Origin of the sequence: Polaribacter sp. Q13 (assembly GCF_016858305.2) — a bacterium.
Lineage (GTDB): Bacteria > Bacteroidota > Bacteroidia > Flavobacteriales > Flavobacteriaceae > Polaribacter.
Genome location: NZ_CP074436.1, coordinates 837,573 through 858,964 on the forward strand (window position 1 = coordinate 837,573; position 21,392 = coordinate 858,964).

The 21,392-nt window shown below is 29.4% G+C and carries 20 protein-coding genes; 15 read left to right on the plus strand and 5 right to left on the minus strand.

Going from position 1 to position 21,392, the window contains the following annotated elements; genetic code table 11:
- Positions 1-7 precede the first annotated feature (7 nt).
- Positions 8-829: an SDR family oxidoreductase gene (locus tag JOP69_RS03320; RefSeq protein WP_203392499.1), complete on the minus strand. Its 822-nt coding sequence runs from the start codon at positions 827-829 to the stop codon at positions 8-10.
- A gap of 318 nt (positions 830-1,147) precedes the next feature.
- The gene (locus JOP69_RS03325; RefSeq protein WP_252191220.1) at positions 1,148-1,447 is read right to left on the minus strand and encodes a helix-turn-helix domain-containing protein; all 300 of its coding nucleotides are present in this window, start codon (positions 1,445-1,447) and stop codon (positions 1,148-1,150) included.
- 328 nt (positions 1,448-1,775) lie between these two features.
- Here JOP69_RS03325 and JOP69_RS03330 point away from each other — a divergent pair, with 328 nt between their 5' ends.
- The 15 genes from JOP69_RS03330 (at position 1,776) to JOP69_RS03400 (ending at position 15,805) form a co-directional block, all read left to right on the plus strand.
- The gene (locus JOP69_RS03330) at positions 1,776-2,786 is read left to right on the plus strand and encodes an NADP-dependent oxidoreductase (protein ID WP_203392497.1); all 1,011 of its coding nucleotides are present in this window, start codon (positions 1,776-1,778) and stop codon (positions 2,784-2,786) included.
- 11 nt (positions 2,787-2,797) lie between these two features.
- The gene (gene nfsB, locus JOP69_RS03335) at positions 2,798-3,451 is read left to right on the plus strand and encodes an oxygen-insensitive NAD(P)H nitroreductase (RefSeq protein WP_203392496.1); all 654 of its coding nucleotides are present in this window, start codon (positions 2,798-2,800) and stop codon (positions 3,449-3,451) included.
- A gap of 30 nt (positions 3,452-3,481) precedes the next feature.
- Complete coding sequence (locus tag JOP69_RS03340) at positions 3,482-4,984, plus strand: antibiotic biosynthesis monooxygenase (protein WP_203392495.1); 1,503 nt, start codon at positions 3,482-3,484, stop codon at positions 4,982-4,984.
- 19 nt (positions 4,985-5,003) lie between these two features.
- Positions 5,004-5,426, plus strand: a complete 423-nt coding sequence (locus JOP69_RS03345; RefSeq protein WP_203392494.1) for a hypothetical protein — start codon at positions 5,004-5,006, stop codon at positions 5,424-5,426.
- The gene (locus JOP69_RS03350) at positions 5,426-5,611 is read left to right on the plus strand and encodes a hypothetical protein (RefSeq protein WP_203392493.1); all 186 of its coding nucleotides are present in this window, start codon (positions 5,426-5,428) and stop codon (positions 5,609-5,611) included. Before JOP69_RS03345 ends, JOP69_RS03350 begins: the two co-directional genes overlap by 1 nt.
- A gap of 21 nt (positions 5,612-5,632) precedes the next feature.
- A complete protein-coding gene (locus JOP69_RS03355) occupies positions 5,633-6,364 on the plus strand; it encodes an alpha/beta fold hydrolase (protein ID WP_302850202.1) in 732 nt (243 codons plus the stop codon).
- A gap of 24 nt (positions 6,365-6,388) precedes the next feature.
- Entirely contained in the window at positions 6,389-6,982 is a 594-nt protein-coding gene (locus JOP69_RS03360) for a DsbA family protein (RefSeq protein ID WP_203392492.1), read from the plus strand.
- Between the two features lie 585 nt (positions 6,983-7,567).
- Entirely contained in the window at positions 7,568-7,825 is a 258-nt protein-coding gene (locus JOP69_RS03365) for a type II toxin-antitoxin system ParD family antitoxin (protein WP_203392491.1), read from the plus strand.
- Entirely contained in the window at positions 7,812-8,171 is a 360-nt protein-coding gene (locus JOP69_RS03370) for a type II toxin-antitoxin system RelE/ParE family toxin (RefSeq protein ID WP_203392490.1), read from the plus strand. The genes JOP69_RS03365 and JOP69_RS03370 overlap by 14 nt, the downstream gene beginning before the upstream one ends.
- Positions 8,172-8,209: 38 nt before the next feature.
- Complete coding sequence (locus JOP69_RS18785) at positions 8,210-8,287, plus strand: hypothetical protein (RefSeq protein ID WP_368378384.1); 78 nt, start codon at positions 8,210-8,212, stop codon at positions 8,285-8,287.
- A 331-nt stretch (positions 8,288-8,618) separates the two neighbouring features.
- On the plus strand, positions 8,619-10,193 hold the full coding sequence (locus tag JOP69_RS03380; protein WP_203392489.1) for a type I restriction-modification system subunit M: 1,575 nt from the start codon (positions 8,619-8,621) through the stop codon (positions 10,191-10,193).
- A 93-nt stretch (positions 10,194-10,286) separates the two neighbouring features.
- Entirely contained in the window at positions 10,287-11,522 is a 1,236-nt protein-coding gene (locus JOP69_RS03385; protein ID WP_203392488.1) for a restriction endonuclease subunit S, read from the plus strand.
- Positions 11,523-11,580: 58 nt separating this feature from the next.
- The gene (locus tag JOP69_RS03390; RefSeq protein ID WP_203392487.1) at positions 11,581-12,255 is read left to right on the plus strand and encodes a DUF3800 domain-containing protein; all 675 of its coding nucleotides are present in this window, start codon (positions 11,581-11,583) and stop codon (positions 12,253-12,255) included.
- 4 nt (positions 12,256-12,259) lie between these two features.
- Complete coding sequence (locus tag JOP69_RS03395) at positions 12,260-12,763, plus strand: hypothetical protein (RefSeq protein ID WP_203392486.1); 504 nt, start codon at positions 12,260-12,262, stop codon at positions 12,761-12,763.
- 168 nt (positions 12,764-12,931) lie between these two features.
- The gene (locus tag JOP69_RS03400) at positions 12,932-15,805 is read left to right on the plus strand and encodes a type I restriction endonuclease subunit R (protein WP_203392485.1); all 2,874 of its coding nucleotides are present in this window, start codon (positions 12,932-12,934) and stop codon (positions 15,803-15,805) included.
- 709 nt (positions 15,806-16,514) lie between these two features.
- Here the strand turns inward: JOP69_RS03400 and JOP69_RS03405 are convergent.
- From JOP69_RS03405 to JOP69_RS03415, 3 genes are all read right to left on the minus strand, one after another.
- Complete coding sequence (locus JOP69_RS03405; RefSeq protein WP_203392484.1) at positions 16,515-17,627, minus strand: PepSY domain-containing protein; 1,113 nt, start codon at positions 17,625-17,627, stop codon at positions 16,515-16,517.
- Between the two features lie 71 nt (positions 17,628-17,698).
- Positions 17,699-18,928 (minus strand): hypothetical protein, encoded by a 1,230-nt coding sequence (locus JOP69_RS03410; protein ID WP_203392483.1) that lies wholly within the window; start codon positions 18,926-18,928, stop codon positions 17,699-17,701.
- A gap of 14 nt (positions 18,929-18,942) precedes the next feature.
- Positions 18,943-21,297: a TonB-dependent receptor gene (locus JOP69_RS03415; RefSeq protein WP_203392482.1), complete on the minus strand. Its 2,355-nt coding sequence runs from the start codon at positions 21,295-21,297 to the stop codon at positions 18,943-18,945.
- Between the last annotated feature and the right edge of the window lie 95 nt (positions 21,298-21,392).

Sequence of the window (21,392 nt, forward strand, 5' to 3'; positions counted from 1 at the left end):
CCTTTAATTAAATTCCAAAGTTTTCTTTCAACATAGTTATCATCTCACCATCAGATAGTTTTGCTCTTGCTTCTAACATTTGTTCTGCATCATTACCTGCAGGAAATCTAAGTTGATTTGTAGTATCATGGATCGCTATGTCTATTACTTCAGCAACCGTGTTTGGTGCGCTTCCAGGGAAAGTATCATTTGTTTCTTCGCCTTTATAGGTTTTCATTATTTTATCTACAACAACTTTATAGTCGCTAATGTTCTCGTCATTAAAAGCTGCAGATTTACTAAAGTTTGATGTAATAACACCTGGTTCAATAATTTTTACATTAATACCCAATGGTTCAAGTTCGTACTGTAACGCTTCAGAAATGCCTTCTACGGCATATTTTGTCGCTCCATAAACGCTACCTAGAGGTAATGCAACACGACCACCCATTGATGATATGTTTACAATAGTTCCTGATTTTTGTTTACGCATAATAGGTAAAACTGTTTGCGTCGTTTCAAGCAGTCCAATAACGTTTACATTGTATTGTTCACGAATGGTTGCAATAGGAGTTGCTTCTAGAGTCCCTAACATACCATAACCTGCATTATTTAGTAAAACGTCTATAGTTTGAAACTTTTTAACAGCTGCCATTACAGCGGATTTAATAGAACTACTGTCCGTAACATCTAATCGCGTCACCAAAACATTTTGTAAATCTGCTAAATCTTTTCCGCTTTCTGTATTCCGCATTGTTGCCACTACATTCCACCCTTTTTGCTGAAAATGAATTGCTGTTGCTTTTCCTATTCCGCTACTTGCTCCTGTAATAAAAATTGTTTTGTTCATCACTTTAATTTTTTAATGATTATTAATGATGCAAAATTATAAAGGAGAGCAGGAGTAGAGGTATATCAATTTCCGATTCTTGTATACTAATTTCTGATTTAATTTTTATTGGAATATAAATAATGCAAAACGGTAAGTATATAAAGGGCTTGCGGTTTGGCCACGAAAGTGGAATATTATTTTATAATTCAAGAAAATTATTTTCAGAAAAATATCCTTGTGCGTTTACACGAAAAGCACAAACAAATAATACGAGTAATGGCCTTTTTAGGCGATTGAGGAATCTCATTTTAACTTCAAAATTGTTATAAACCCATGCTATGATTCAATAAATTCTCCCTTCTCTTGAGCAACAGTAATTCCCCAATCAGTAATCATTTTAAGAATAGGTATTAAACCTTTTCCAAATTTTGTAAGCGCATATTCTACTTTTAAAGGAGGTTTTGTATAAAATGCCTTTCTAGAAATTATACCATCGGCTTCTAATTGTTTTAACTGCATACTTAATGTACGTTCATTAAGCAACGGAATTTCTTTTCGTAATTCGTTATATCGTTTTTTACTAGAAATGAGATGAAATAATATGACACTTTTCCATTTTCCTCCTATTAATTCCATTGCCGTACTTGTAGGACAGGAAAAAATTTTGTCATTCAATTTAATTTGGGGTTTTCTTAAGAATAATACTTCTCTATCTAATTCCCCATTTAATTTGTACAATGATTTTTCGCTATTATTTTCCATTTTTCTTCAATTATGCAGCAAATATATTAAAACTTTACTTTTTACAGTAACATAACTTTATTTAGTATTTATTTTTAAATTTAACTTACTGATATTCAGGTTTTAATAATAAAAATACAGTAATTTTAGTACTAACCTTTTTGTCCGTTATTGCTTAGTTTTAACAATAGACTTAATTTTGTGCCATTAAAAATAGAAACTTATGAAAGCAATAACAATAGCACAAGCAGGAGGCGTAGAAAACTTGATTTTAACGACCGTTGAAAAACCTGTTTTAAAGGAAAACGAAGTATTAGTTGAAACAAAAGCAATTAGCATTAATCCTGTAGATTTTAAAATAAGAAGTGCAGAACCAGGATTGAATATGATGTATGGAGAACAACGTCCTGCTATTTTAGGATGGGATATTTCTGGTACAGTATCGCAAATTGGTAATAAAGTAACAAATTTTAAAGTAGGAGATAACGTTTTTGGCATGGTTAATTTCCCAGGAAACGGAGCTGCTTATGCAGAATTTGTTGCTTCTCCAGAAGATCATTTAGCAAAAATGCCTAAAAATATTTCTTTTGAAGATGCTGCTGCAGCAACTTTAGCTGCTTTAACAGCTTTACAAGTTTTAGAAACAAGAATAAAAAAGGACGATCGTATTTTAATTCATGCTGGTTCTGGTGGTGTTGGTCATTTTGCTATTCAAATTGCTAAAGCTATGGGCGCTTATGTGATTACAACATCTTCCGCTAAAAACAAAGAATTAGTAATGGGATTTGGAGCAGATGAACATATAGATTATACCACACAAAAAATTGAAGAAGTTGTGTCAGATTTAGATTTTGTTTTTGATATGTTTAACGGAGATATTCTATTAAAATCTATAGGTTTAGTTAAATCAGGAGGTACCATCATGTCGTTACCAACACCAGATTTTTCAGATGAAATTACAACCTTAGCCAAAGAACGAAATGTTAATGTTACCAATCTATTGGTACAATCTAGTTCAGATGAAATTACAACCTTAGCCAAAGAACGAAATGTTAATGTTACCAATCTATTGGTACAATCTAGTGCTAAAGACATGCATACTTTAAGTAAAATGTTAGAAGATGGTACGCTTACATCTCATGTATCCGAAACTTTTTCTTTTGAAGATCTTAATAAAGCACATAAACACTTAGAAAGTGGAAGAACTGTAGGAAAAGTAATTGTTAAATTATAATAAAAAATAAAATGGACATCATAAACGCATTAAAAAACCGCTATTCAGTAAAAAAGTTTGACCCTTCAAAAACAATCTCAGAAGAAGATTTCGAAAAAGTAAAAACCCTATTACGTTTCAGCCCATCGAGCACCAACCTGCAACCTTGGCACTTTACAATAGCACATACAAAAGAAGGAAAAGAACGTATTGCAAAAGGAACCGAAGGTTTTTATCATTTTAATACACCTAAAGTAATGGATGCTTCTCATGTAATTGTGTTTTCCGCAAGATTAGATGCAGATGCAGACTACATGACTAAGGTATTAAATCAAGAAGACAAGGATGGACGCTATGCCAAAGAAGAATTTAAAATAGGAGTAAAAGCAGGTAGAAAACTATTTGCAGATCTTCATAGATACGACCTTAAAGACTTACCACATTGGCTAGACAAACAGGTGTATTTAAATATGGGTGTATTGCTACTTGGCGTTGCTGCTTTAGGTATTGATGCTGTGCCAATGGAAGGTGTAGATGTTAAAGCATTAGATAAAGAATTCGGATTAAGAGAAAAAGGATACATGCCATTAGCAGTGGTTTCTTTAGGGTATAAGGCTGATGATGATTTTAATGCAAAAGTTCCTAAATCTCGTTTACCAGAAGAAGATATTATAACATTCGTATAATTAAGTTTATACATTATAAAAGTTTTAAAAATGAAAAATATAGTTATTGCATTAATTAGTTTAGTGGTCGTTTTCAGCTGTACTAAAAAAGATGAAACCATTACACAAATGGTAAAATTTACCGTAAAACCAGCATACGTACAAGAGTTTAGAAAAGCACAAGTTAACAGTTTAAATAACTCTTTAAAGGAAGAAGGGAATTTAGAAATGAAACTATACGGAGACGATAATAATCCAACTGTATTTTATGTGTTTTCTAAATGGAAAAATGAAGAAGTATACGAATTACATAAAGGTTTGCCGCATAGTAAAGAATTAGCGCCTTTATTTAAAAATGCGTTGCAAGTTGCACCAGATATTTTACGATTTAAAGATACAAAACCGGCTCATATAGATTCAAAACCTTTAATTTCTACAGGTAACGAGCAAGCAATCTTTATTTCTTTTAAAGTAAAAGAGGGCTATAGTGATCGTATTATAGCACAATTTGAAAAACATGCTGCAAATTCTCGAAAAGAAGCAGGAAATGTATTTTTTGATTTCTATAAAGTTGTTGGACAAAAGAATGCATTTTATGCATATGAGAATTGGAAAAATTCGCCTGAAGTTCTAGAGAATCATGGGGGGCAAGCTTATGTAAAAGAAACCATGGCATTGTTAAATGAAGCTGTTGATGGTAAATTAGAAGCAGGTATTGCAATGGCAACAGAATATGATGAAAACACTTTGAATGAAAGCTATACTTTAGAAAAACTATGGGAAGTAGAAAATGTAGTTATGCCTGAATCTATGTTGTCTATTCCGAATCATGATTTTATTTATGTTTCTGTCATCAATACGTATCAAAAAGAAGGTTTTATCAGTAGATATACTAAAGATGGAAAACTAGATACAGAAAAGTGGGCAACCGGAATCAATATTCCAACAGGAATGGCTTTTTACAATGGAAATATTTATGTTGTAGATCAATCTCAAGTTCATGTTATAGATCTGAAAACTGGAAAAATGGTGAAAACAATTCCTTCTGAAGCTAAAACATTAAATGATATTACAATTGGTAAAGATGGTGTTGGTTATGTGTCTGATATAGCAACAGGACGTATCTTTAAATTGAAAGATGACAAAATAGCACTTTGGTTACATTCAGATCAATTTCCGGTACCTAATGGTGTTTTAATAGATGGTAATCATTTAATTGTAGGAAGTATAGGTGCTGAAATGTCGCCAAATTTAACACCAGCACAATACGGCTCTTTATTTAAAATTAATTTAGTTGATAAATCTGTTGAAGTTATAAAACCCGCTGAAAAAATGGGTGCTTTAGATGGTGTTGTTAAATTTAAAAACGGAATTATAGCGAGTGACCCAATGCACGGAAAAATATTTTATGTAACCAATTATAAAAAAGAATTAATTTGTGATTTTGCGGGTAGTAATGCAGACATAGGGATTGATGCTAAGGCAGAAGTTTTATATATACCTTCTTTATTTCACAATAAAATTGGAGCTTATAAAATAGTGAAAAAGAAATAATCAATTTAAAAAATGTATCATGAGTAAATTATCAATTAAAAATCATTTATATCTTTTGATAATGAGTTTTTTAACATGGGGATTTTTTGTGTTAGTTGGATTGCCAGATTATTACCAAAGTTGGAGTTACGAAGCAAGAGTACTTATTGTAATTTTAGTTTCAGTACTTTACGTACCCTTAACTCCTTTTTTGCTAAAAAAAATGTTTCCAAATAAAGAGTATTTTAAAAACTCACTTTGGTTGGCTTTTTATTTAACAGTTCCTCTATTTACTTATGATGCAATTTTTATTGGAATAATAGGAGGAGAAGGCTTAAAGTTTATTCCTAAATATTGGATTTTAACGTTCTTTTATTTTTCATTCTGGTTACAATTTCCATTAATAGCTTTGCTTATGGAAAAAAACTTGGAAGAAGAAAACAAACCTTCAAAATTTAAATAATGATGATAAAAAACCCACTAATTTTTAATAAAGAGATTACCAATAAAAAACAAAGACCTTTTTTAGTAGATAAAGAAGAGTATCCTTTTAAAAGTAATTGGTATGAGAAAGACGGTACTTCTATGCATTATATTGATGAAGGAGAAGGCATACCTATTGTATTAGCACACGGAAACCCAGAATAGTCATTTATATACAGAAATATTATAAAAGAGTTATCTGGAGAAGCAAGGTTAATAGCGTATGATTTACCAGGTTTTGGATTTTCAGATACGCCTAAAGATTTTGATTATACGCCACAAGAACATGCGAAATGGGTGAAATCTTTGGTACTTGATCATTTAAAACTTGAAAAGTTTATTTTGGTTGTGCAAGATTGGGGCGGACCAACGGCATTGCATCTTGCTACAAATAACCCAAATTGTATTTTAGGAACCGTTATTTCTAATACTTGGGCATGGAAAGCGAATGCTGAATCAGAAAAATTTTCTAATTTCTTTAAAACGGAAGAAGCGAAAAGGCTTATTTATGAAGAAAATTATTTTGTTAGAACATTGCTTTTAAAGAGTATGAATAAAAAGTCTGGAAATAACCAAGCGATTATTGATGCCTACGAAATGGCATTACCAACACCAGAATCAAGAAAAGGAACATTGATTTTTCCACAACATATTACACTTTCAGAATCTTGGTTTCTGGAAATAGAAGAAAAATTACATCTTTTAGCAAATAAACCTGTTGAGTTGATATTTGGCGAGAAAAATAGAACTTTAGGAAACCCAGAATCTATTGCTAAATGGCGTTCTTATTATCCAAATGCAAACGTACAATTATTACCAAATGCAGATCATTTTACACAGGAAGAAAATCCTGAAAGTTTTGTATTTGCGTTGAGACGAATATTAAAAGAGCTTAAAGAAAATAAAAATTCTATATAAATAATACTAAAAAAACGAGATAAAATGAAATACGAAATTACAATGTTTTCCGATTTTCAATGCCCATATTGCTACATTGCAAAAGGAACTATTGATGGCCTGAAAAAAGAATATGATATTGAAATTAACTTTAGAGGTTATGAAATTCATTCAGACATACCGGAAAACGGTATTCCTTCAAAAGATTATTTCCCAAATGCTAAACAGAAAAATGTTCAGCTACAAGAATTTGGACGTCAATTCGGCTATGAATTTGCAGATATAACGGCTATGCCTAATTCAAACAAAGCATTACAAGTTGCAGAGTATGCTAAAGAGGTTAACAAATCTGATGCCTTTAATACACTCATGTACGAAGCGTTCTTTTTTAAAGACATAAACATAAGTTTGGTTCCCGAAATAAAGAAAATGGCATTATCAGTAGGTATTTCAGAAGCAGAAGTCGATCAGGTTTTTGCTAATAATAAGTATAAAAAAATATTAGAAGCCAATAAAATATTCTGTGCCGATAATAATATCTCTAGTGTCCCAACTTTTATTATTAATAATAAAATTATAGTGGTTGGAGCTCAAAGTGCTGAAAATTTTAGAAAAGTCTTTGAAGAATTAAAAATATAAAAGAACAGTAACCAAAACACATTCAGTAGTTATTGATACTATTGATAAAAATAGATTGCCTTCAACACAAATTATAGATATGATGTTGTTTTTTGATGAAGGCATCTATTAAAGCTAAGGACGTCTTATAACTACAATGATGTGTAAATAGCCGTTTTTACGGCTATTTATTTTAAAAGGAAGTTTTTAACTATGAATCTGAATTATAAAAAGCAGAGAAATAGCAGAATGTTTTATTCTTGAAAAAAATACAGCAAAATTTATATTGATAGAATGACTGGAGAATTTTTATCCATAAGTTAACATTGCATAAAAAAAGGTTCTCGATACAATTTCGATGAAAAATCGAAATCACTCGAACTGACAATGTGGTTTCTGACTAACAACACGGTTTCTGAAAATCGCGTATTTAAAAAATATTCGCACTTAATACCAAATACGATATTCTTCGATATTTAAATAAACACGTGTTGTCGAATACTAAAACTCATGTTTATAGAATGTTCAGAATCTTCTGTGATATTTTACATCATAAAGCATAAATCACTATATTGCACCAATAGTATGATTATTTAAATTAAGGTTATGGCAACAATTAGAAAGACAGTTACTTTTACAGAACAACAAGACCACTGGATAAAAGCTCAAATTGAAGCTGGAGAATTTACCAACGACAGCGAGTATTTAAGAAATTTAGTGCGACAAGATCAAGCTCAAAACAGTGATTTTATTTCATTAAAAATTAAACTTCAACAAGGTTTAGACAGCGGTGTTAGTACTAAATCGTTACCTGAAATTATGAAAGAAGTTGAAGCCAGAATGAAACAAGATGGCAGACTATAAACTTTCTATCAAAGCGGAATTCGATTTGACTGTAATGTATGAATTCGGCATATCAAAGTTTGGTCTTTCACAAGCACAAAATTATTTCTTATCAATGCACGAAACTTTTAAAGTGCTTTCTATAAATAATGATTTGGGGCGAGATGCATCAGAATATATTAGAGAAATAAATATTTTTTTTGAAACCAACTATCCTCGAGGCAGAGCCATAGAGGTATTTCGCTGGTTTCATTTTGATTGTAGAATCAAAAACCAAAAAATCTGTATTTTAGATTCCCGCCTTCACGGGAATGACAGTTTCAACGGAAACCTCGAGGCAGAGCCTAGAGGAATTCTTTTCGATTAAAAAGATTTAGGTATAAATCACATACTATATTCTATCTAATCACAACAGAAGGTATTTTAATAATCCGTGTTTTGAGTCAGCGAATGGATTATGAGTTTAATTTGTCTTTAGATTAATATTGTTATAACTTATAGCAATTTTATCCCGTTCTTCAACGGAACAGGCGCCATGTCATATTATGAAATAATATGTTTCATACTATTCTGCGTGTCGCCTGTCCCGCATTTTTATTGCGGGGTTACTTTGCTTTACTCATGCCATTTTATTTATAATATTCGTAAATTCAATTTCTTACTTTAATTAAAATTGAAGAAGCGTATCTCTTTTGTTTTCCATCCCAAAATCTCTTTTAAATTCATTTGCCAATTCCATCAAAAAATGTAATTTTAAACAAAAAAGAATTGCACCTATTTATGAATCTTATTTCATAGAAAACTACACACATAAATGTCAGAAGACCAACAACAATTGCATCAAGTATTATGGAACATTGCCAACGATTTAAGAGGTAATATGGATGCAGATGATTTTAGAGATTATATACTAGGCTTTATATTTTACAAGTATTTAAGTAAAAAAATGTCTTTACACGCCAATGTTATTTTAAAACCAGACGGTTTAGAATATCATGAAGTTATAGGGCACGAAGCAGAAGAAATCTTATTACAAGAAATAAAATTAGATGCACTAGATGCTTTAGGTTATTATTTAAAACCAACCGAACTATTTAGCGAATTAGCCAAAAGAGGAAACTCGGGCGGTGTACATAAATTTATTTTAGAAGATTTACAAAAAGTACTCACCAATATAGAGCAGAGTACCATGGGGAGTGAATCTGAGGACGATTTTGGCAATCTGTTTGAAGATTTAGATTTAACAAGTAGTAAATTAGGTAAAACCGAAGAAGCCAAAAACGAACTCATTGTAAAAGTATTAACGCATTTAGAAGGGATTGATTTCGATTTAGAAAACAATGAAAACGATTTGTTAGGTGATGCCTATGAATATTTAATTGGTCAGTTTGCCTCTGGAGCAGGAAAAAAGGCAGGCGAGTTTTACACACCACAACAAGTATCTAAAATATTAGCAAAAATTGTTACTACAGATAAGGAGCGTTTAAAATCTGTATACGACCCAACGTGTGGCTCTGGTTCTTTATTATTAAGAGTTGCCAAAGAAGTTAAAGAAGTAGGTAGTTTTTACGGACAAGAAAGCAACCCAACTACGTATAACTTGTGCAGAATGAATATGATTATGCATGATGTACATTATAAAAAGTTTGATATTTATAATGATGATACACTTGTAAACCCAAGCCCAAAGCATATAGATGAACGTTTTGAAGCAATTGTAGCCAATCCGCCATTTTCTGCCAATTGGAATCCAGATAGTATTATTAGTGATGACCGTTTTTCTCCTTACGGAAAAATGGCGCCTAAAAGTAAAGCAGATTTTGCCTTTGTACAACACATGATTCATCAATTAGATGAAAACGGAACCATGGCGTGCGTTTTACCGCATGGTGTTTTGTTTAGAGGTGCCGCAGAAGGACATATTAGAAAGTATTTAATTGAAGATAAAAACCAATTAGATGCCGTTATTGGTTTGCCGTCTAACATTTTTTTTGGAACAAATATTCCAACGTGTATTTTGGTTTTAAAAAAGAACCGCGCTTCGACTCCGCTCATCGAACAAAATATCTTATTTATTGATGCCAGCAATCATTTTGAAAAAGTAAAAACGCAAAATGTACTTACTGATGCACATTTACAAGAAATTATAGACACCTATAGAAGCAGAGAAACCAAAGACAAATACAGTTATGTTGCTACTTTAGACGAAGTTAAAGAAAACGACTATAATTTAAACATACCACGTTATGTAGATACGTTTGAAGAAGAAGAAGCAATAGACCTTTTAAGTGTTTCTACGGACTTAAAAAGTTTAGAAATAGACATTGCCAAAACAGATGCAACAATAGCGGATTTCTGCAAAGAGTTAAATATTGAAACTCCGTTCTAACGTCATTGCGAACGAAATGTATTCAATCCAATCGTCATTGCGAGCGTAACGCAGTGGAGCGCGGCAATCTGTCAATTAAACTATCGAAACTAAATGAGTAACCAACATATAAATAACCAAGAGATTGCCACGGCAAAAAAGCCTCGCAATGACGTGCGTGTACCTAAACTACGTTTTAAAGAGTTTGTTGATGATTGGGAGAATGATGAATTTGGAGAATTAGTAAGAAGACCAAAGTCAAAATACAACCCAGTAAAAGAAACTTTAAACTTACCTTGTATTGAATTAGAATGTTTAAGTCAAGAAACAGGAACTTTATTAAAATACTTTAATTCAAAAGAACAAAAAAGTATTAAAAATAGATTTAAAAAAGGAGAAATTTTATTTGGTAAACTTAGACCATATTTAAAAAAATATTTAAAAGCTCCTTTTGATGGCGTTTGTTCTTCTGAAATTTGGGTTTTAGAAGGAATTAAAATCAATAATGAGTATTTATATCAATTAATACAAACTCATAAATATAATTTAGAAGTTAATATTACTTCTGGTTCTAAAATGCCAAGAGCTGAATGGGAATATATTTCGAGTGTTAAATTTAAATACCCAAATCTCCATGAACAAAAAAAAATAACCCCATTTTTAACTGCTGTAGATGATAAAATCCAACAATTAACCCAAAAGAAAACACTTTTAGATCTGTACAAAAATGGGGTAATGCAACAAATTTTCAGTCAGCAATTGCGTTTTAAAGCTGATGATGGTAGTGAGTTTTCAGATTGGGAAATTCATGAAATTGGAGATTTTATTAAAGACCGAAAAATTACTGCAACTTTAGAAGCTCCACTTTACAGTTTAACAATTGAGCATGGTGTTGTACCAAAATCAAAAAGATACGAAAGAAGTTTTTTGGTTAAAGGAAAAGAGAATGCTTATAAATTAATGCATCCAAATGATTTTGCCTTAAATCCAATGAATCTAAGATTTGGTGCTTTAGCAAGGTTTAAAGGTGTAGATAATGTTGCTGTTTCTAAATATTATGATATTTTTTACTGTAATGATGAATGTAATAAAGATTTTTTAGAATATTATTTAACTAGCTATAATATGATTCAATATTATAATAAAATGGCAACAGGTACTTTAGAAGAGAAAAAGAGAGTACATTATCTTGATTTTATTCACTTTAAGAAACTTTTTCCATCCCTAGAAGAACAACAAAAAATAGCCGCTTATTTAAGTACTATTGATACAAAAATAGAAAACGTACAAACACAAATAGCAAAAACACAAACGTTTAAAAAAGGGTTGTTGCAACAGATGTTTGTTTAAGGTGTCATTCCGAAATGAGCTTTTTTTAAGCGATTGAGGAATCTAAAAAATTAAAAATATGAATAAAACTTTTAATATTTATTGTGATGAGAGTTGTCATTTAGAAAATGATCATAAACAATTTATGGTATTAGGTTCTGTTAGTTCTGCATACAACCAAGTAAAAAGACATACAGAAAGAATAAAAAACTTAAAAGACAAACATAAATTTAATGCAGAAATTAAATGGTCTAAAGTATCTAATTCTAAATTACAGTTTTATAAAGAATTGGTAGATTATTTTTTTGATACTGATATCCGGTTTAGAGCCATAGTAGTTGATAAAGAAAAGGTAAATAACCAAGCACATGGGCAAGATTTTGATACTTTTTATTATAAAATGTATTATTCTTTACTGAATCATAATAAAAATAGCTTGTATAATTACAATGTTTATTTAGACATAAAAGACGATTTAAGCGCCTATAAAGTAGAAAAGCTAAAAGAAATTTTAAATACAAAATATGGTGTATTTAGAAATGTACAAAACATACGTTCTCATGAAAGTATTTTAATGCAATTGGCAGATTTTATTATGGGAGCTATTTCTTATAATTTAAATAATACAGATAAAAAAGTAACTGCTAAAAATCAGATTATAGAACGTATTAAAACACATTCAGAACAACATTTAAAAGCTTCTTCTAATTGGGCAGAATCTAAGTTAAACCTATTTTTTATAGAATTAAGATAAGCAGATGCCATTAAATCAAATAAAAAAATACAATAGCCTTTTAGATATTGCTGGTTTATCAATTAGAGAAAGAGAAATCTCTTTAAAAGCTGTTTTTAAAAGAGACGTAGCAGATAATACAAGTTTTAAATTTAGAGCAAAACAAATACAACCAACACCAAAAGAAGGACAATTAAATTTAGATATTTTATATGCACATTTAACTACAGTAGTTACAGATAAAAAAACAAGAAAAAGAGAGTATGATATTCATCGTTCTAAACGTTTGCATTGGTTAAAACATCATTTAGAAGAAAAGCAAAAAGAAGGCATGCTTGTTTTTAGTGCTAAAGATAAAGATGGTATTAGAACCTATATATATGATGCAACAGAATATTATGTAATTGTGTTAGAACCTTTAAGAAAAGTAGACGCTTATTATTTACTTTCAGCATATCATTTAAGAGGTAGAGATAAAGAAAAAATTGCAAAAAAATATAAAAGAAGGCGTTTACCAGACTTATATTAATGCAAAAAACGCAGAGCATCAAGGCTTGCGTTTTTCGATTTCCTTCTTCCAACTGGAAAGATGAACTCGGTGCAAATATACGATATTATTTAATTGTAAAGCAAATTTTATATCATACAGTATATTTTAGAGTAAAATATATTATGGAGTGTTGTAAAAAAAAAGAAAATGAAAAAAATATCTGAAGCACAATTAGAAAATCAACTAATTAAACAATTAGTTGGTTTAGGCTATACAAATGTTTCTGTTTTAAACGGAGATGCTTTGGTATCTAATCTTAAAACACAATTAGAAACGTTTAATAATTGTACGTTTTCAGATAAAGAGTTTGACAAGGTTTTAAACCATTTAGAAAAAGGAAATGTTTTTGAAAAAGCAAAGACTTTAAGAGGTCGTTTTCAATTTGAAAACGATAGAGGAGAAGCCACTTATATTCGTTTCTTTAATAATGAAGATACTTCTAAAAATCTGTATCAAGTAACCAATCAAATTACCCAAGAAGGCACATATAAAAACAGATACGATGTTACATTGTTGGTTAATGGTTTGCCATTAATACAAATAGAATTAAAAAGGCGTGGTTTAGAAATTAAAGAAGCTTTTAATCAAATTAATAGGTATCAAAAACACTCTTTTTGGTCTAATCATGGCTTATTTCAGTATGTACAATTATTTATAATTAGTAATGGTGTAAACACAAAATACCTGGCAAATAATGAGTTGCAATCTGTAAAACAAACCTTTTTCTGGTCTGATGTAGATAATAAGAATATTAAAGATTTAACCCCTTTTACAACTGCTTTTTTAAATACAAAGCATTTAGGGTTAATGATTGCAAAGTACATTGTAAGAAACCAAACACATAAAATTTTAATGGTGTTAAGACCGTATCAATTTTATGCAGTAGAAAAACTAGTTATACAAGTAGAAAACAATACAGATAACGCATATATATGGCATACAACGGGTTCTGGTAAAACATTAACCTCTTTTAAAGCAAGTCAGATTATTATGGATTTGCCTACAGTAGACAAAGTGCTTTTTGTAGTAGACAGAAAAGATTTAGACTATCAAACCATGAAAGAATTTAACTCTTTTAAAAAAGATAGTGTAGATGTTACCAAAAACACCAATAGCTTAGTAAAACAACTCGCAAGCGATTCTAAATTAGTATTAACAACTATTCAGAAGTTAAACAATGCTATTTCTAAAGAACAGTATAAGAAGAAATTAGAAACGTTAAAAAATAAGCGAGTAGTCATTATTTTTGATGAATGCCATAGAAGTCAGTTTGGAGAAACGCACAAACTTATTACCGATTATTTTACAAATTCACAATTATTTGGTTTTACAGGAACACCCATTTTTGCAGACAATGCCTCTAAAAACGATTTAGGAAAAAGAACCACCAAAGACTTATTTGGAAAATGTTTGCACAAATATGTAATCACGGATGCCATTGGAGATGGTAATGTTTTAAAATTTGGAATAGAATATATTGGTCGTTATAAAAAGAAAAGCAACACATTACTAGATATTGATGTAGAAGATATTGATAAAACAGAAGTTTTTAAAGATGAAAAACGCTTAGAAAAAATTGCTGATTATATTATTAGATACCACAGTACAAAAACAGATAACAAACATTTTTCTGCATTGTTTGCAGTAAGTAATATTAAAAGTTTAATTAAATATTACGATATTTTTAAGGCTAAAAAACAAGCTGGTGAACATAATTTAAGAATAGCAACTATTTTTTCTTATGGAGCAAATGAAGCTAATGAAGATGCACAAGATAATTTACCCGATAATGAATTTGATGTTGCTGCAGAAAGTGAATTAAGTTATAAATCTAGCCATTCTAGAGATAAATTAGACGAATACATTGTAGATTATAACCAAATGTACAACACTAGTTTTTCTACAAAAGATGGTGTACAATTCGAAAACTATTTTAAAGACATTAGCAAACGATTAAAAGAACGAGAAAAGAAAAATTTTAATGATGCTAAAGACCGTTTAGACATTGTTATTGTTGTAAATATGATGCTTACTGGTTTTGATGCTAAAAAAGTAAATACCTTGTATGTAGACAAGAATTTACAACAACACGGTTTAATACAAGCCTTTTCAAGAACTAATAGAATATTAGGAGAAAAGAAATCGCAAGGTAATATTGTATGCTTTAGAAACTTAAAAAAGGCTACAGATGAAGCAATTACATTGTTTTCTAATAAAAACCCTATAGAAACAATTTTTACACCTAATTACGAAGATATTGCAAAGAAATTTGACGAAAATTTAAAAGCATTACTAGAAATTACACCAACGCACCAAAGTGTAGATGATTTAGTAGGAGAGGAGCAACAATTTCAATTTGTACAAGCGTTTAGACGTGTTTTAAGAGCAAAAAACGTGTTAGAATCTTATGTAGATTTCGACTGGGAAAATTTAGGAATTGATGAGCAAACATTTGAAAACTATAAAAGCGAATATTTAGATATTAAAGATTTTGTAGATGAACAAAGAAGGACGCATAAAACATCAATTTTAAATGATGTAGATTTTGAGTTAGAATTAATTCATAGAGACGAAATAAATATCGTTTATATTTTACAGTTACTTTCTAAAATAAAAGTAAAAGATAAAACAGAAGCAGCAAAACAGAAAAAAGCAATCATCGATTTATTAGGTGGTGATGTTAAATTAAGGAGTAAAAAAGAACTCATAGAAAAATTTATAGAGGAAAATTTACCACATATTGATGATGTAGATAAAATTAAAGATGAATTTGAAAAATATTGGCATCAAGAAAAAGTATTGGCTTTATCTAAAATTTGTGAAGAAGAAAATTTAGACCAACAACAATTCAATTCTTTAATTGAAAGTTATATTTATAACGGACAAGAACCCATTAGACAAGACATTTTTAAATGTTTGGATAATAGACCAAGTATTTTAAAAGCGCGTGAAATTGGTGAAAGAATCATTGTAAAGATGAAGAAATACATCAATATTTTTATTGATGGTATGGTTGGTTAACTAAACGAGTAGTCGATTTTTTATTTTTTTGTATTTAACATAATAAAATTAATACTAGACTTAAAAATAAATTATAAAAACTGATAAATAGTAGCATGTTTTTTTCTTAAAAAAAATACAGCAATATTTATATTGACACAATTACTGCGGAGTTTCTATTTATAAGTAACATTGTATAAAAATAGGTTCTCGATACAATTTCGATGAAAAATCGAAATCACTCGAACTGACATTGTGGTTTCTGACTAATAATACGGTTCCAGAGAATCGCGTATTTAAAAAATATTCGTACATAATACCAAATACGAGATTCTACGGTATTTAAATAAACACGTGTTGGAGAATTATAAAATTCATCAAAGCGAATGTTTATAATTTCAGAAAGATTAGTAATTCATAAACCGTAATTTCTTTTAACATAATATCTGCCGATATAAACCTAAAGGTGTTATATCTGATATTATGTGTAAATAGCCGTAAAAACGGCTATACAGAAATGACTATATAAATGTTCTATAATGTATTGCGTTATGTACACTTTGCTTTGGTAAAAAGCGATTTATATATACAAACAGTTACTTCATTTTTTTCTTTCTAAAAGCTTCTTAAAAAATGTAATGGAATACGCTTTACCCGAAACGACGATAGGAGTGAAGTAGTAATGTGTATGGAATGGTTCTTAAAATTCAATTATTTATGTTTTAATAAATTAGGATTTTCTTTTTCCTCTATTCCACCATATATAAAATCCTGTTATAGGCATACTCGTACCAAAAAGACCAATTATAAAAGCTAAAATTTGAGTTGGTAAACCACCAACACTTCCCATATGTATATCTAAACTCGAATCTAAAATATCTTGATTTTTTTCAAATTTAGCCATAACAGGTTTTGTAAGTTGTTCACCTGTATATCTATCTATAATTTGATTATCGCCATAAAGATGTAGAAAACGATCATCTGTATCTAAAAGAATAGCTTGTGATGTTATAGAATCTGTTTCTAAAGCCATTAAAGTTAATTTATATCCTTTGGGTGAAGTCTCTTCAAATTTGTTGTACATATATTGAAGACTTTTAAAATCTTGCTCTTCTTTAAAATCTGTTGAAGGAGGTGTTTCATTAACTAATTCTGGGTAGCCACCAAAAACTGTTAACACTGGTTTCTTAATAAAATCAAAAGACATAACTAATCCAGTTGTTACGCTAATTAATAGAATCCAACAAGCATAAAAACCATAAATTCTATGAAAATCGTAATTCATTCTTTTTTTTGATGCGGGATATTTTGGTTTAAATGCCGATTTAGCCTGATTTTTATTTTTTGGCCACCAAAGAATAAGCCCTAATATAATTTCAATTAGAAAAATAATAGAAGCAACTCTAATAATCCATAAACCTGTAGTACCTAAAAGTAATTGCGAATGAAAATGAGCTAAAAAGAAAAACACATTTATAGAACGCATATCTTCTCCAATAATTTGTCCTGTATATGGATTTATAAACGTGATCTTTAAAATAGGAGAGGAGGCTCCTTTTTCTAAAACACCACTAATTACATCAAAAGATCGAGTAGGCTCATTGTAAGTATTTATCCAAAAATAATGTTCATCAGGATGTACAGCTTTAAAATTAGATACTAAAGTATCTACATCAAGCCTTTTGTCTTCAACTTTTACATTTAAAAATTCTGAATTATAGGAATGCATAATTTCTTCTGCAAACACAAAAAGTGAACCCGACAAGCATAATAAACATATTATTATTCCTGAGGATAATCCCAGCCATAAATGTAACTTCCTGAATATTTTTTTTTGAATCATTTTGTTGAAAATACTTTTTAAAATAAAACACCAAGAAGATTCGTTAAAACCTACTTGGTGTTTATATAGAATTATAGTTTTAAAAACTGTGTAGGACTTCCACCTATTATAGTTATTTCTTTTGTTGATGTTTTAGTAGCTGTGTCATAAGAATAAAAATATGCATTTTCTACATCGTCATTTTCAACAATAAGATAAGGTTTGTCATCAATTAAAGATGGTCCAGAAACACTTTTCCAATATCCAACAGGAATATCACTTATTTTAGTAGCTTCTTTTGTAGTTAAATCTATTTCGTATGAATAATAATCTAAATTTGCTACGCCTTCAAAAGAACTACTAATAGCGCTTCCAAACATTTTTATATACATTTTATCATTAACAACAGCTCCTCCAATACCAAAATTTTCACCATTGCTAAAATCTCTTAACGCATTAATATCCCATGAAGTATCAAAATCTGTTTCGCCATCTTTAATTCTTAAAACTCTAAAATTAGGCCCTTCAGCATCTGTAAAATTACCAAAAAGACCTCCTAAGTATAGATTATTATTTTCATCAAAATTAATATAGTTGGTGTTTTTAAAACCATAACCTAATACTATAAAATCATCCCAAACAATAATTTTATCTAAGGTATCGGTTGTGGTATCAATAATAGCTACATACGTTTTGTCTACAACATCATAACCACTTTCATCAGAAAAGAAAACTTGAGTATAAATTTTGCCATCTCTTTCTACTAAAAATCCTCCAAAGCTAGTTGTTGCAACATCTGTTAATTCACTTTTAATAGCATCAATTTCAGTAGCACAATCAATTTCTCCAGTGCGTTCCATTGTTTCTGGATTGAAAATTTGCAATGCTGTTTGGCTTACATCACTATTAGAATAATATCCTTTTGTACTAGATGTTATTTCAAACATGTTACCTTTTGCAAAATTACCGTTTGTAGTGATAAATCCATCAGCAAAAAAAGTGTTGTCATCTGATAACGAAAATTTTTGAATTCCTGGATCTCCTGCCGAATTTGTTGAATTATAAATAGCTCCATCATAACTAATACCAGGTGTTGTTATTGCCGTTAATTGTGTCCCATTTGTTATTGTTGCTACATCAATTTCTCCAGTAGGTAATTCATTAAAAGGAACTAAAAGTCCGCTTCCTGTTGAACTATCTGTAACAATAAACATGGCATAAGTTGCATTATCAGTTGCTGTGTTACTATCATCGTCGCTACTACAAGAGGTTATTAATCCTATTGCTAAAGCAATTACTATGTGTTTTAATTTATTCATCATTTTATGTTTATTAATTATAATTTATAGGTTATTTTTAATCTAAAAGATCTTAATGGTTTTTGTACTCTAAATTCATCATATAATTTAGAGTTGATACTATTTGTGATTTCTGTATTTATGCTAATTGGTAATTTTTGATGTTTAATTGTAAAGCCAACATCAACTTGATGTTGTTCTGGTATAATTAAATCGGTAAAACGGATGTCTCTTTCAAACAATACTGGTTCTAATTCTTTTGATGTAGCAGTTAATAAATACTGTTCTGTAAAATTGTAATTAGCATATATATCAAGTGATAATGGTGATTTGAAAATTGTTTTATAACTTTTTAAAACATTTAAGTTTGTAAATAAATAAGGTGTGTTTGGTGTTCTAGAATCTTCAAGAGCAGATCCATTTGTATCAACTCTACGCATGTCTTGATAAGTGATAGACAATGAGGTATTAAAATTGTTTTTAAATTGTGATTTTAAAGACATTTCAATTCCTTTTGTTATTTGTGTATCGGTATTTTCATTTTGAGTGAATACAAAACCAATAGGTAGTTTTCTTATAAAATTTTCAGTATCTCTATAAAAAGTATTAACATCAATAAAAATATTTTTTGCTGAATTTAAATTGGTGTAAAATCCAATATTTAGATTTTTACTTTTTTCAGGGATTAAGTCTGGATTACTTAAATTAAAAAGATTATCGCCAAAATATTCTTCTGCTTCTGGTATTCTAACTGTATTTTCAAAAGAAACTCTAACAAAAGCATCATTATTAAATTTATATTTTACGGAATTTCCCCAACCAAAAGAGTTATTTATTTTTTGTACAGTAACTATATCTCCAAAAAGATTAGCCGATTCGGTATCTAAATAAAAATGTTTAAACGTAAATTCGTTAGTAATTTTATTATTTAGAAACTTAGAGCTTATACCTATTCCTGAAGCTAATTTTTTATAGTAAGAAGGCATTGTTATCGGTTGAATTCCTGAGCTAATATTGGTTTCTTGATACGGATCTGTACCTACTTGATTTTTGCTGTTGAATGTAGAACTGAACTTTATATTTAATTTATTATTAATTTTATATAATCCATACAATCTACTTACAAAATTATCTTGATTTACATCACTATCAGTTTTTCTATCATCGGTTTCTCCTCCAGAAAAATTATCTGAAGTAATAACTTCTCCAAGCCAATTATACTTGTTATTAGAAACGTCTTTTCTTTGATTGTTTTTTTTACTAAAAGCGGTAAAAAAATTAAGTTCAAGATTCTCTGTAATGTTTTTTTCATAGGTTAAACTTGCTATTGTATTTGATTCTTTAAATGTAGCTTCACCAATAGATACGTTTATACTATTTCCTGTTTGAATCTCTTTATTAAAATTAAAATAAGCTATTTCAACATTTAAAAAGTCGGCGAATTTTGTATTGTGTACACCAAAATTACTTTGAATAAAAGAAGTACTAATACCATCATGAAACCTTTTAACGCTTTGATTTGTAAAGTTTTGAGTTTCTGAATTTAAAACAGGAGCTGTAAATTTGTAATTATTATCAGAAATAATAACATAACTTTTTAAACCGATATGGAATTTTGTTTTGGGAATTATATAATTTGCATTTACATTAAATAAATGTGTATTAAAAGAACCAACTTCATAGGAAGTAGTTAAAAAATTATGGTCTGGTTTTTTTGTAACAATATTAATAGCTCCACCTAAAGCATCTGCACCTAATTCTATAGGTAATACACCTTTAAAAATTTCAATATCAGAAATTAAATCACTCGGAATGATTCCAATTTGAAAAGCTCTTCCTAAATAATCTGAAGGTATTCCATTTTTAAAAAAGCGAATAGCATCACCTTGTAAACCGTTAATATTAACTAATACAGGACTTCCTACACCAGAATTTTGTCTAACTTTTACTCCAGATGTTTGATTGATAATTGTAGTTAGGGGAGTTGCACGTTCAGAAATTTTGTTTACATCAATTATTTCTACCTTAATTGGTTTTTCTTTTTTTTGTTGTAGAAAAGATTTTGCTTTAATAATAACTTCTTCTAAATTTTCTTTATATAATGTTATTATAAGAGAGATTTCTTTATTTTTTTTAAGTAAAATAGTAACCGTTTGCTTTTTATATCCTAAGCTTGATATTATTAAGTTATAATTACCTGGTAAAATTTTAGTTATTTCAAAATAACCTTTTTCATTACTAGATACACCATTTATAGTCCCTTCTAAGTACACATTTACATCTGTTAAATATGCTCCTGTTTCATCTTTTATATATCCATGAATAGCATTTTGACCAAAACATATACTACTTAAAAAAAAGAAGAAAACTATAAAACAATATTTTGTAAACATCTGTTAATTATTTAGACTGATTCTAAAGAATGGCAAAAATATTGTATATTTGAACCCGATATTTACGCAAATAGAATTATTAAAGACGCATTTAC

Coding starts and splice junctions, on each gene's coding strand:
- JOP69_RS03320 (WP_203392499.1), bottom strand. CDS start 829: ATGAACAAAACAATTTTTATTACAGGAGCAAGTAGCGGAATAGGAAAA.
- JOP69_RS03325 (WP_252191220.1), bottom strand. CDS start 1,447: ATGGAATTAATAGGAGGAAAATGGAAAAGTGTCATATTATTTCATCTC.
- JOP69_RS03330 (WP_203392497.1), top strand. CDS start 1,776: ATGAAAGCAATAACAATAGCACAAGCAGGAGGCGTAGAAAACTTGATT.
- nfsB (WP_203392496.1), top strand. CDS start 2,798: ATGGACATCATAAACGCATTAAAAAACCGCTATTCAGTAAAAAAGTTT.
- JOP69_RS03340 (WP_203392495.1), top strand. CDS start 3,482: ATGAAAAATATAGTTATTGCATTAATTAGTTTAGTGGTCGTTTTCAGC.
- JOP69_RS03345 (WP_203392494.1), top strand. CDS start 5,004: ATGAGTAAATTATCAATTAAAAATCATTTATATCTTTTGATAATGAGT.
- JOP69_RS03350 (WP_203392493.1), top strand. CDS start 5,426: ATGATGATAAAAAACCCACTAATTTTTAATAAAGAGATTACCAATAAA.
- JOP69_RS03360 (WP_203392492.1), top strand. CDS start 6,389: ATGAAATACGAAATTACAATGTTTTCCGATTTTCAATGCCCATATTGC.
- JOP69_RS03365 (WP_203392491.1), top strand. CDS start 7,568: ATGGCAACAATTAGAAAGACAGTTACTTTTACAGAACAACAAGACCAC.
- JOP69_RS03370 (WP_203392490.1), top strand. CDS start 7,812: ATGGCAGACTATAAACTTTCTATCAAAGCGGAATTCGATTTGACTGTA.
- JOP69_RS03380 (WP_203392489.1), top strand. CDS start 8,619: ATGTCAGAAGACCAACAACAATTGCATCAAGTATTATGGAACATTGCC.
- JOP69_RS03385 (WP_203392488.1), top strand. CDS start 10,287: ATGAGTAACCAACATATAAATAACCAAGAGATTGCCACGGCAAAAAAG.
- JOP69_RS03390 (WP_203392487.1), top strand. CDS start 11,581: ATGAATAAAACTTTTAATATTTATTGTGATGAGAGTTGTCATTTAGAA.
- JOP69_RS03395 (WP_203392486.1), top strand. CDS start 12,260: ATGCCATTAAATCAAATAAAAAAATACAATAGCCTTTTAGATATTGCT.
- JOP69_RS03400 (WP_203392485.1), top strand. CDS start 12,932: ATGAAAAAAATATCTGAAGCACAATTAGAAAATCAACTAATTAAACAA.
- JOP69_RS03405 (WP_203392484.1), bottom strand. CDS start 17,627: ATGATTCAAAAAAAAATATTCAGGAAGTTACATTTATGGCTGGGATTA.
- JOP69_RS03410 (WP_203392483.1), bottom strand. CDS start 18,928: ATGATGAATAAATTAAAACACATAGTAATTGCTTTAGCAATAGGATTA.
- JOP69_RS03415 (WP_203392482.1), bottom strand. CDS start 21,297: ATGTTTACAAAATATTGTTTTATAGTTTTCTTCTTTTTTTTAAGTAGT.